The following is an 11,786-nucleotide window of genomic DNA, read 5'->3' as shown; positions in this document are numbered from 1 at the left end:
ATATGTGTAATCTATTTATTCTGTTTAAGGTACAGGAAAGCCTCTATCTCTCATCAAAGCTTCAATCTTTGCATCACGACCTCTAAATTTTCTATAAGCCTCTGCTGGATCCATAGCATTACGTGGAGCAAACAAATACTTTACTAATTTATCTGCCACATCTTTGTCGTAAAAACCATCAGGTGCTTCTTTAAACGCTTCAGAAGCATCACTGGTAAGTACATCTGCCCACATGTAACCGTAATAGGCTGTTGCGTAACCTTCGCCAGAAAAGACATGGCCAAAATGTGGTGTGCGATGACGCATAGGCAACTCTTTAGGCATACCTAATTCATCTAAAGTTTCACGTTCAAATTTGTCAATGTCAATATCTGTAGGATCTGCTAAATGTAATTTCATATCGATTAATGCAGATGCCAAATATTCGGTAGTTCCAAAGCCTTGATTGAATGTAGATGCTTTTTTAATTTTTTCAACCAATTCAGCTGTGATAGGTTCTTCAGTTTTATAGTGTACTAAAAACTGATTGATCACTTTGTCTGTTGATAACCAACGTTCTAATAACTGCGATTGAAATTCGGTATAATCTCTAACACCGCCTTGAAGTGTTGGATATTTAACATCAGCAGCAAAGAAATGTAGTGCATGACCAAACTCATGAAAGAATGTTGTGGCATCATCCCAGGAGACTAAAACGGCTTCTCCTGGTGCAGGTTTTACAAAGTTAGAATTGTTTGAGGCCAAGACGTTAGTTTCGCCTTCAAAAGTTGTTGAACTCCTGTAAGTCGTGGCCCATGCTCCTGAGCGTTTTCCTTCACGTGCGTATGGGTCTAAGTACCAAAGACCAATATGCTTACCAGAATCTTTATCGGTAACTTCCCAAACATTTACATCTTCATGAAATACAGGAACGGAACCTTCTTCAACTGGAGTAAACTTATAATTGAATAATTCCCCAGCCACAAAAAACATAGCATCGGTTAACTTATCTAACTGCAGATATTGTTTTACTTCGTCACTATCTAAATCGTATTTCTTTTTTCTAACTTTTTCGGCATAATAGCGATAATCCCAAGGTTGAATAGTAATGTTATCACCAAGCTCATTGGCAACAGCTTGCATATCTACAACCTCTTCTTTTACTCTCGCGGTTGCTGCTGGCCATACTTTGAGCATTAAATCCATTGCATTTTCAGGATTCTTTGCCATGCGATCTTGTAATCTCCATTGTGCATAATTATTGTATCCTAATAAACCAACACGCTCCTTACGAAGTTTTAAAATCTCTGCGATAATTTTATTGTTATCGTATTCGTCTCCGTTATCTCCCCTCGAATAATAATTTTCCCATACTTGTTTGCGCAACTCACGTTCTGTAGAGTAGATAAGGAAAGGATCCATTGATGATCTTGTATTTGTAATAGCATATTTGCCATCTTGCCCTTTGCCAGATGCTATTTTAGCAGCCGATTTTATAAAACCTTCGGATAAACCACCGAGCTGGTCTTTAGTTAAGTAGGTAACATAGTTTTCTTCATCATGCAGTACATTATTTGAAAACTTAGTGTAAAGTGTGGATAACTCTTTATTGATTTCTGCATAACGTTTTTTCTTTTCGGCATCCAGATTGGCCCCATTCATTTCAAATTGTTTATACGTTAAATCTACAACACGTTGGGCTTGTGGCTCAAGAGGATTTTTTTGAGATGCATCATATACCGTTTTAATGCGTTTAAATAACGCTTCGTTTTGAGAAATTTTAGATCTAAAATCAGATAGTTTTGGTGCTAGTTCTGCCTGAACTTTTCTAAACTCGGGAGAAGACATATTACTACTCATAATGCCATAATATGCAAATACCCGATTAAGAGGTTTGCCAGCACTTTCCATAGCAACGATGGTGTTTTCAAAAGTTGGATCTTCTTCATTTTTAGCAATAGCATCAATTTGTTTTAATTGATGTTCCATACCTTTTTCTATAGCTTCTTTTACATCGGCTACATCCATTTTGTCAAAAGCAGGAACTCCTTGAAATGGCCCTCCCCATTCTTGTAATAAGATATTATCTGTCATTAATTTATCTTCAGTCTTTGGTTCTTCTTTACAACTTGCCAATAAGATAATACTGCCTAGAGCAACAGCTTTGATTGATTTAAAAATCATGATGTGTTAGTTTTTCGAGATTACGAAAACAAGGTACAAAAACTAAAAAAAGGAAGTCTTAATTATTTTATAATTTCTACAGTCCTAATATATACATTATTCAATGGCCAATCTCCATCGTCTGTCTTTACAATATTGATTTTATCGACCACATCCATGCCAGAAATCACTTCACCAAAAACAGTATATTCCTTGTCTAAATAAGTAGCACCATCCGGTCGCTGAATGATAAAAAATTGAAAAGGAGATGCCAATTTATAAGCATTTTCTATTTCACTGCTTGGCATAGAAACGGCACCGCGTTTGTGGGTATAACCACGTTTGGTATCTGGAGGTAATAAATATCTTCCTATTTTTCGACGTTTTTTGTATAAGTTAACATCATCACTACTTCCTCCTTGTATTACAAAGTCTTTTACCACCCTATAAAATTGCGTGCCATCAAAATATTTACGTTTGGTCAGGTAAATAAAATTAGCACGATGGAACTTGGTTTTGTCGTAAAGTAAAATATCTATATTTCCAAAATCAGTAACAATCCGTATTTTATTCTCCTTGTGTTCTTTTTCGTAGTTTAAAAAAAAATCCATAGCATTATTGTCCGTGAGCGGAGGAAACATAGGCTCTGGTTTTTTCTCTGCTGTTGCCTTAGGTTTATTAACTATAGAATCTTTGACAGTAGTGTTATCGGTTTGTTTTGAAGATGATTTATCTTCACAGTTCCACAAAAGCAAGATTAGAATAACGAATAGACTTCTTTTCATAAAGCCAAAAATAAAAAAAAGCTGATTAAATATGTTTAATCAGCTTTCGTTTGAACTTTTAATAGAAGATTATTTTATATAAACTTTTTTAGTTACAATTGAATTATCTTCTAATCTAATTCTTAGTATGTAAATACCTTGTTTTAAGTTATCTGTATATAAATAATGATTGTTTTTACGAGCTTTATTCGTTCTATTTTCAATTTTCCCGTGGATGTTATAAAGTGTAAATGATTCTATATTTAAGTTTTCTGAAGAAACAGATATTTTCGCATCATCAATATTTGTAGTTATTTTATTAGGCAAGAGTCTTTCTTGACTAGAAACACAAGCCGAATAGTAATCTGTATTAATTGGATTAGGTACTAAGGTGATGCAACACCAATCTGACCATGGACAGCCTCTACCAGCTTTAATTCTAAACCTCCATGATCTTCCACCAGTGTCAGTTAGAACATTGTCTAAATCAATGAAATTATTTACTGTAGAATATAGTTCTGTATTTCCGTCTAGAAATGGGTTAGGATTTGGTCCAATACATTTGTAATCTACTACAAATTCTATACGATAACGGTTGGCAATATTATTCCACGATAGTATACGAGTAAATGGATCAACAACTAACTCCAGGCCTTCAAGAGAACAAGGATCTACAATATTGCAGTCAGTATCAAAGATTATATCCGGGAGAGAAGTGTTATTAGCAGTATCGCTATCTGTTGTGCCGAACCCATTTAATGAGGCTACTATTTCGTATGTGCAATTTTGATTTAATCCTAAAGCAATTGGGTCTATATTAAATGAAAAGTTGCCATTACTAAATGTTTGTGTTATTGTTGTTGTGCCTGACCCACAACCCTGTTGAATTAAAACTATTGAAATGCTAACGGAGTTTGGATTCGGAACTGAAAAACTACCCGTTATATCAATAGGTTGCATATTACAAATTATATAATCTGTATTAGTTAAAGCTATACTGGTACATTGAGAATTAAAGACAATATCTGGTAACGATGTGTTATTAGCAGTATCATTATCTCCAACACCGTACCCGCTTAACGAAGCTGCTATTTCGTAAGAACAATTTTGGTTAAGCCCCATTGCTACTGGATCTATAGTAAATGAAAAGCTATTATTACTAAATGTATTAGTTAGTGTCGCTGTACCTGATCCACAGCCTTGTTCAATTAAGACGATTGAAACATTTGCAGAGTTACCAATAGGAATAGAATATACTCCGGTAACATCAATAGGTTGCATGTCGCAAATGACATAGTCCGTATTTGTGAGAGTGATACTTGCTTGTGCATTAATTTTATAGCAAAAAACTATAAACAATAGCAAGATTAAATTGTAATTCTTGTAGTTCATCGTATTTAGATTTAATTATTAATAATAACACACTATAAACATTGCAACTTTAAGGGAGCTTGCAATCTTGTAGTCAACAAGAATTAAATCTAAAGCTTTGTGAAAGTAAGAAAAATTATATAAAACTTAAAACGTATTTTTGTTAAATAATAAGTACTTGACACCTATTTAATTTTGAATTATAAATGCTTTTTGAAACATTTTTAGAATCTGTAGTAAAAATTAAGTACCTCGAGCTTTTTGGAGAAGCATCGCATGCAAAAATGTCTCCACCATATAGGTTAGAGCTAGCAGAACGAATGAAAGAAAGAGCAAAACAAGCAAAAAAAGCAGGTGTTTTGGCATTGTTTTATCCAAATACTGAAGGTAAAACCTATTTGGTTTTAATTCTTCGCAAAACTTATAAAGGTGTACACTCTGCACAAGTTGGTTTTCCAGGTGGAAAATTTGAAGATGAAGATGAAAGCTTGATGATAACTGCAATTCGTGAAACTGAAGAAGAGGTTGGTGTGCCAGAACATATGGTTCGGGTGATTAAAACCATGTCACCATTATACATTCCTCCAAGTAACTTTATGGTGCATCCCTTTGTAGCCGTTTCTGAAAGTACACCAAATTTTATAAAACAAGATGAAGAAGTTGAAGCTATTATTGAGATTAAGCTTCAAGATTTTTTACATGATATAAATACGACAACGACCAGAGTGTCAACCTCTTTTGGGGTTGAGGTAGATGTACCAGCTTTTAAATTAAATGGACATATCGTTTGGGGAGCCACTGCTATGATGCTTGGCGAAGTAAAAGACTTGTTAAAACAAGTTTTGTAACGTTCCTTATTTGTTACTTTTGTGATTGACTAAAACTGAATACTAACTATGGGATTATTTAAAAAAAATCCTTTCGGACATATACTTTGGGTAAAAAAATGGTTGATTAGAATCTTAGGTCTGCTTACACACAGACGCTTTAGAGGTTTTAACGACCTACAAATTGAAGGTTCTGAAATCATTAAAAACTTACCAGATACTAATGTGTTGTTTATCTCTAATCACCAGACTTATTTTGCTGATGTTATAGCTATGTTTCATGTATTTAATGCCAGTTTAAGTGGTCGGTTAGATAATATTAAAAATGTAGGTTATCTCTGGAACCCCAAGTTAAACATGTACTATGTAGCTGCCAAAGAGACTATGAAATCTGGTCTTATTCCTAAAATTTTCGCATATACAGGTTCTATTAGTATTGAACGTACATGGCGTTCTCAAGGTAAAGATGTGAATCGTCAAGTGAAAATGAGTGATATTACTGCCATAAAAAAGGCCTTAGATGATGGTTGGGTGGTAACCTTCCCGCAAGGTACAACAACACCGTTTAAGCCGATTAGAAAAGGTACTGCTCATATTATAAAAACTTACAAACCAATAGTTGTACCTATAGTTATTGACGGTTTTAGACGTTCGTTTGATAAAAAAGGGCTTAGAATTAAAAAGAAAAATATCTATCAATCTTTTGAAGTAAAACCACCTCTGGAAATAGATTATGAAAATGAATCTATAGCTGACATCGTTGAAAAAATTGAATTTGCTATAGAGCAGCATCCATCATTTTTAAAGGTAATTTCGCAAGAAGAATTAGAAGAGAAAGAGCGTCTAAATAAAGAACTAAGGGATTGGTAAAAAGGTTTAGCCTTAAATCTACATTTAAACTTCTAGCTTTTTAAGTTCGTCGTAATTTCTATTGAGGCGTTTTAAAAGTATACCGTATAATAATTTATAGAATAGCCAAAATACCAATAAGAATATACCAGTTATAAATACAGTAACTACATAGAGTTTTATGGTTTGTGTAGAGTTCATAGACGCCACCTGATCGTGAAATACTGTATTTTGGTTAAATTCAAAATAGAGTGATAATGGAATTGAAATAAAAATCATCACTAGATTATAGATAACATAGTATTTAATAACCTTACGCGTTCTTAAAATACTCTCCATCAATTTTTTTGCATTATCGGTAATAGAAATGGATTTGTAGGACTTAAAGAGTAAGTAGATAAATACCAAAATTACTACAAAGCTTAAAATAGATAAAGCCATAAATAACGGGTTTTCATAACTAGTATTTAATTTTTCTCTATAAGCTTCTGAGATAAAATAAGGTAAAGTGTTTACCAAAATCCAAAATCCAAGTTCTGCAATACTTATATAAAATAAGGTCTTTACAATAGAAGATGATTTTTTTTGTAACATTGGATAAATGTCTGAATCTGAAAAGCTTTTATAGGTTGCCTTTTCTTTATTCCAATCTTTCTTTAATAATTCTAATTCATCCATAATCTTACGGATTTAATATTGTTTTTAATTTCTTTTTTACACGATTCATTTTTACACGGGCATTTACTTCTGTAATACCCAATGTCGTGCTAATCTCTCTATAGTCTTTGTCTTCTAAGTATAAGAACACCAGCGCTTTTTCAATATCATTTAACTGATGTACTGCTTGGTATAAAAGCTTCAATTGCTTTTCTTCAGTATCATCATACTCTTCAGCTTTTATTTTAAACTCAACACTGTCAAACTCTTGCGTGTTAATACGTCGCTTAGATTTTCTATAAAGTGTAATAGCTGTGTTTAAGCCTACACGATACATCCATGTGCTAAATTTTGAGTCTCCTCTAAATTTAGGATATGCACGCCATAATTGAATTGTTATTTCCTGAAACAAATCATTATGAGCATCTGCATTATTGGTATATAAGCGACATACCTTATGTACAATGTTTTGATGCTTTTGCAACTGTTCAACAAAACTATGTTCGAGCTCTTTGTTCAATTGATATAATGGTTAGTTACCACATTAGTAGTTGTAACATAAGTTATGTTACATAATTGTTCAAAAATAAAATTTTAGTATAGGTAATGCGTATCTTTGCATAAGAAATTTTATCTATCCCAAATGAATATTCCTAAATCTAATCTTCCCAGAGTTGTAATTATTGGTGGGGGTTTTGCAGGTGTTAGTTTATCTAAAAAATTAGCAAATAAAAATATTCAGATTGTCTTAATTGACAAGCATAATTATCATACGTTTCAACCGCTACTTTATCAGGTGTCTAGCTCAGGATTAGAACCCGATTCTATTGCATATCCACTTCGAAAAATTATTAAAAAACATAAAACCTCCTTTTTTCGTTTGGCAGAAGTAGAAACGATTGTACCTAAGCAAAACAAAATTGTTACTACTATCGGAGATTTAAACTATGACTATTTGGTTATAGCTACTGGAACAAAGACTAATTTTTTTGGTAACAAAACTATTGAATCTAATAGTATGCCAATGAAAACTGTGTCACAGGCCTTGGATATAAGAAGTCTTATTTTGCAGAACTTTGAAAAGGCTGCAATCGCTAGTACAAAAGAAGAGCGTGAGGCGTATTTAAACTTTGTTATTGTTGGTGCTGGACCTACTGGTGTTGAACTTGCAGGAGCTATCGCAGAGCTTAAAAATCATATTCTACCAAGAGATTATCATGATTTAGATACAAAGGATATGCGCATCCATCTTTTGGAAGGAGCAGATCGGGTGTTACCTCCGATGAGTTTCCATGCGTCTAAAAAAGCACAACAGTTTTTGAAAGCTTTAGGTGTAGAAGTGCATTGTAACACTTTTGTTAAGGATTATGATGGTATTTCTGTAACTACAAATTCTGGTTTAATAATGCAATCAGAAACTTTAATATGGGCTGCTGGTGTTACAGGTGCTCCAATAAAAGGTTTGAATGCTAATACTTTAATGGAAAATGCAAACCGTTATCGTGTTAATCATTTTAATCAGGTCGAAGGTTATGATAACATTTTTGCCATTGGAGACATAGCACTTATGGAAACCAAATCGTATTCTAAAGGCCATCCGCAAGTTGCACAGCCAGCAATTCAGCAAGGAATATTATTGGGTAAGAATCTAATAAAGCTTATAAACAAAAAAGCTATGGTACCTTTTGAGTATAAAGATAAAGGGTCAATGGCGACCATAGGCAGAAATAAAGCTGTTGTGGATTTAAAACATTATAAGTTTGGCGGTTTTTTTGCTTGGTTTATTTGGATGTTTATACACCTAATGTCTTTAGTAGGTTTTAGAAATCGTATAGTTGTACTGTTTAACTGGACCTATAATTATATCAATTTTGATAAAGCTGCCAGGCTTATCATTAGGCCTTTTAAAAAGTAAATTTCACTTCTCTTTAAGCTTTAAAATGCCTAATACAATCAAGTATTGAGCTAAAGCATAAGTGATCATTATACTAATATTAGATAATGGTATGGGATGATAAAACTTATTAAGCGCCAATATACTATCAGAAACCATAAAACATATGGCGCCTATAAAAACAAGGAGATAACTTAATCGATTCACATTTCTCTGTCTTAAGAATGCTGTGGTTGCCATGGTTAAAATTACAATCATATACACAACAACAGGGATAAGCATATCTCCTAAACCATCTTTTAAAAAATAAAATAAGCCCAAGGCATATATTAAAAGTAGTGCTATAAATCCTAACTTAGATTCCTTCCTGTTTATATGTTTAAGAAATATTAAGATATACATCATATGCGCCAGTAGAAAAGCGATTAGGCCAAAGGTGAAAAATTCTTGAAACATATCTACAAACATGAGTAGAACATCTCCTAACAAAGAAAAGATTAAGGCTAAAAGTGTAACCCGTTTTATGGGCTTGGAAAGTTGCCCTGAGGTTTTAGTAAATAGAAATATAAGACTTATTACAATTGCTGGTTTTACAATGTAGTGAACATGTAGTAAGGATTTTGTATTTGCTGTAATAAGTTCGAGTAGAACGATTATAAAAAATAATATTGAAAACCACTTCTCTATTTGAGTACGCATAATTTGTTTTTTCAAACGGTCATTATAATTAAAGATATTCAATTCATCATTTAAATTTTACAGTTCGGTAAAATAGAATTTTCAAAATGTGCTAAAACAAGGATGTTTGCCTTGTAAACCAACCTTCCTTAGTCTAAACTTCGGAGCATAAAATTAAAAAATGAACAAGTTAATCACAATTATCAGCTTATTTCTCATCAACTTAAGCTATACTCAAACTACCATTTCAGGTAAGGTAGTTGATAATAAAAATGAACCCATAATCGGAGCCAATGTGTATCTCGATGGTACTTATGACGGAGCGACTACAGACGATACAGGTAACTTCAGCTTTACTACAGAAGAAAGTGGTACACAATCTCTGATTATATCATTTTTGTCCTTTGAAACTAAAACCATAGTCAACGATGTTGCAAAACTATCTAATCTTATTATAAAACTACGTGACGATGTAGAATCCTTGGATGCTGTAGTGTTAAGTGCAGGTACATTTGAAGCTAATGACAATAGTAAAGTTTCAGTTTTAAAACCTCTAGACGTTGTTACAACAGCAAGTGCATTAGGGGATTTTGTAGGTGCTTTGCAAACCTTACCAGGAACCTCTAATGTTGCAGAAGATGGACGATTATTCGTTAGGGGAGGTGATGCTGAAGAAACACAAATTTTTATAGATGGCATTCGTGTGTTTACACCATACTCCCCAACACCAAATAATACTCCAACTCGAGGACGCTATTCTCCGTTTTTGTTTGATGGTATCACTTTTTCTACAGGCGGATATTCTTCAGAATTTGGGCAAGCTTTATCGAGTGTTTTATTGCTAAATACTATTGATGAACCAGATCAGGAAAAAACAGATATTGGTATTATGACAGTTGGTGCAACCGTAGGAAACACTCAAAAATGGGAAAAGTCATCATTAAGTTTTAGTGCCTCCTATGTTAATTTAGGACCTTATTTCGAAATTTTTAATAATCGTAATAATTGGGAAAAACCTTTTCAGGCTGCCCAGGGAGAAACCGTTTACAGAAAGCGTCTAGACAATGGTATGTTAAAGTTTTATGCAGCTTTCGATGTTACAAACCTTGAACTGACTCAAGAAGACATTAATTTTGAAAATGGTGTAAATTTTAAATTAAATAACAATAACTTTTACTTAAATACCTCTTATAAAGGTGTCTTTGGAAATGGCTGGACTATTAATACAGGACTGAGTTATACTTATGCTAAAAATGAAGTGGGAATTATGGCAGATGATATTAATAATAAAGAAAATTCTGCACATATTAAGTTAAAATTGAAAAAGCGATTCAGTAGTAGATTTAAGTTAAGTTTTGGTGCAGAGCAATTCATTACCGATTTTGATGAAAACTTTAACGATAATTCCAATGACGTGACTTATGGTTTTGATAATAACATTACCGCAGGCTTTATGGAAGCCGATCTGATTTTTTCAAAAGATCTGGCATTAAAAGTAGGATTAAGAGCAGACTATAGCTCAATATTTAATGCTAGTAATGTAGCACCTAGAGCTGCTTTGGCATATAAAACCTCAAAAAAAGGACAAGTTTCGTTAGCTTATGGTAACTTTTTTCAAAACCCAAATAGTTCTATTTTAAAGTTTGAACAAGATCTTGAAGCACAAAAAACATCACATTACATTCTCAATTACCAATATGTTAATAATGGTAAAATATTTAGAGCTGAAGCTTATAGAAAAGATTATGATAATCTAGTAAAGTTTGATACTGAGTTTACAAGTTTTGATAGTAATTTTGACTCATCTGGTGATGGCTATGCTCAGGGTATTGATCTATTTTGGCGCGATAACACAGGTATTAAAAACTTAGATTATTGGATAAGCTACTCGTATTTAGACACAAAGCGTAATCACAGAAATTTCGAAAAATCCGCACAACCTAATTTTGCTACCAAACATAACCTTTCTGTAGTAGGTAAGTACTGGATTGATAGTTGGAAAAGTCAAGTAGGTGTGGCCTATGGTTATTCTTCAGGGCGACCTTATACTAATCCAAACACTAATGAGTTCTTAGGAGAGCGCACAATAGCTTTTAACAGCTTAAGTCTTAATTGGGCTTATTTGTTAGACCAACAAAAAATATTATACTTTTCGATTAATAATGTACTTGGTATTAGAAACGTTAATGGTTATCAATATGCCGACACACCAGATTTTAATGGGCAATTTAATAGACGAGCTTTAAGACCAGCCACTGATCAATTCTTTTTTATAGGTTTCTTTTGGACTATAAGTGAAGATGGGCAAGATAATCAGTTAGATAATTTATAAAAATATCTAACTGATTGCAGAATGTATAAGATTTATCAATCACATCTGTTAGGATATAGTAATAAATTTTCAATAGTATCACTAATAGAAATCCTATTGTTTATACCAGAAGTAACCGATTCTAATTCCATTGACAGTGTCATTATTGACAATTTTCTTATATAATGACGAGATCTTTTAGAGACTTATCAATTGACTTGTATTAGTTAAATCATTGGTTTTGAGGTGAACATGATAAATATCATACTTTTTTTGCTTTTTGATATTTAACT

General features: G+C 32.9%; 10 protein-coding genes. 4 read left to right on the top strand and 6 right to left on the bottom strand.

Annotated elements, in window-relative coordinates:
- Window positions 1-24: 24 nt before the first annotated feature.
- The 3 genes from Q0912_RS05185 to Q0912_RS05175 form a co-directional block, all read right to left on the bottom strand.
- Window positions 25-2,163, bottom strand: coding sequence for a M3 family metallopeptidase (locus Q0912_RS05185; RefSeq protein ID WP_299112717.1), 2,139 nt, complete (start codon window positions 2,161-2,163; stop codon window positions 25-27).
- 62 nt (window positions 2,164-2,225) lie between these two features.
- On the bottom strand, window positions 2,226-2,927 hold the full coding sequence (locus Q0912_RS05180) for a peptidylprolyl isomerase (RefSeq protein ID WP_299112716.1): 702 nt from the start codon (window positions 2,925-2,927) through the stop codon (window positions 2,226-2,228).
- A gap of 69 nt (window positions 2,928-2,996) precedes the next feature.
- Entirely contained in the window at window positions 2,997-4,298 is a 1,302-nt protein-coding gene (locus Q0912_RS05175) for a T9SS type A sorting domain-containing protein (RefSeq protein ID WP_299112715.1), read from the bottom strand.
- Window positions 4,299-4,483: 185 nt separating this feature from the next.
- On the opposite strand from Q0912_RS05175, the gene Q0912_RS05170 reads away from it, so the two are divergent.
- Both Q0912_RS05170 and Q0912_RS05165 read left to right on the top strand, forming a co-directional pair.
- Entirely contained in the window at window positions 4,484-5,125 is a 642-nt protein-coding gene (locus Q0912_RS05170; protein WP_299112714.1) for a CoA pyrophosphatase, read from the top strand.
- 48 nt (window positions 5,126-5,173) lie between these two features.
- Entirely contained in the window at window positions 5,174-5,974 is an 801-nt protein-coding gene (locus Q0912_RS05165) for a lysophospholipid acyltransferase family protein (RefSeq protein WP_299112713.1), read from the top strand.
- 24 nt (window positions 5,975-5,998) lie between these two features.
- Here Q0912_RS05165 and Q0912_RS05160 read toward each other — a convergent pair whose 3' ends face one another.
- A complete protein-coding gene (locus Q0912_RS05160; protein WP_299112712.1) occupies window positions 5,999-6,631 on the bottom strand; it encodes a hypothetical protein in 633 nt (210 codons plus the stop codon).
- 4 nt (window positions 6,632-6,635) lie between these two features.
- A complete protein-coding gene (locus Q0912_RS05155; protein WP_299112711.1) occupies window positions 6,636-7,130 on the bottom strand; it encodes an RNA polymerase sigma factor in 495 nt (164 codons plus the stop codon).
- Window positions 7,131-7,253: 123 nt separating this feature from the next.
- Here Q0912_RS05155 and Q0912_RS05150 point away from each other — a divergent pair, with 123 nt between their 5' ends.
- Complete coding sequence (locus tag Q0912_RS05150) at window positions 7,254-8,525, top strand: NAD(P)/FAD-dependent oxidoreductase (RefSeq protein ID WP_299112710.1); 1,272 nt, start codon at window positions 7,254-7,256, stop codon at window positions 8,523-8,525.
- 3 nt (window positions 8,526-8,528) lie between these two features.
- On the opposite strand, the gene Q0912_RS05145 is transcribed toward Q0912_RS05150, so the two are convergent.
- Window positions 8,529-9,203: a lysoplasmalogenase gene (locus tag Q0912_RS05145; RefSeq protein WP_299112709.1), complete on the bottom strand. Its 675-nt coding sequence runs from the start codon at window positions 9,201-9,203 to the stop codon at window positions 8,529-8,531.
- A 160-nt stretch (window positions 9,204-9,363) separates the two neighbouring features.
- Here Q0912_RS05145 and Q0912_RS05140 point away from each other — a divergent pair, with 160 nt between their 5' ends.
- Window positions 9,364-11,514, top strand: coding sequence for a TonB-dependent receptor (locus tag Q0912_RS05140; RefSeq protein ID WP_299112707.1), 2,151 nt, complete (start codon window positions 9,364-9,366; stop codon window positions 11,512-11,514).
- Window positions 11,515-11,786: the final 272 nt, after the last annotated feature.

The organism is uncultured Winogradskyella sp. (assembly GCF_947498345.1).
Classification (GTDB): Bacteria; Bacteroidota; Bacteroidia; order Flavobacteriales; family Flavobacteriaceae; genus Winogradskyella.
Note: the sequence above shows the minus strand (reverse complement) of the source record. Positions and strands in the feature narration are given on the sequence as shown.

Excerpts from the sequence above, each read along its gene's own strand:
- Q0912_RS05185 (WP_299112717.1), bottom strand. The coding sequence starts at position 2,163 with ATGATTTTTAAATCAATCAAAGCTGTTGCTCTAGGCAGTATTATCTTA.
- Q0912_RS05180 (WP_299112716.1), bottom strand. The coding sequence starts at position 2,927 with ATGAAAAGAAGTCTATTCGTTATTCTAATCTTGCTTTTGTGGAACTGT.
- Q0912_RS05175 (WP_299112715.1), bottom strand. The coding sequence starts at position 4,298 with ATGAACTACAAGAATTACAATTTAATCTTGCTATTGTTTATAGTTTTT.
- Q0912_RS05170 (WP_299112714.1), top strand. The coding sequence starts at position 4,484 with ATGCTTTTTGAAACATTTTTAGAATCTGTAGTAAAAATTAAGTACCTC.
- Q0912_RS05165 (WP_299112713.1), top strand. The coding sequence starts at position 5,174 with ATGGGATTATTTAAAAAAAATCCTTTCGGACATATACTTTGGGTAAAA.
- Q0912_RS05160 (WP_299112712.1), bottom strand. The coding sequence starts at position 6,631 with ATGGATGAATTAGAATTATTAAAGAAAGATTGGAATAAAGAAAAGGCA.
- Q0912_RS05150 (WP_299112710.1), top strand. The coding sequence starts at position 7,254 with ATGAATATTCCTAAATCTAATCTTCCCAGAGTTGTAATTATTGGTGGG.
- Q0912_RS05145 (WP_299112709.1), bottom strand. The coding sequence starts at position 9,203 with ATGCGTACTCAAATAGAGAAGTGGTTTTCAATATTATTTTTTATAATC.
- Q0912_RS05140 (WP_299112707.1), top strand. The coding sequence starts at position 9,364 with ATGAACAAGTTAATCACAATTATCAGCTTATTTCTCATCAACTTAAGC.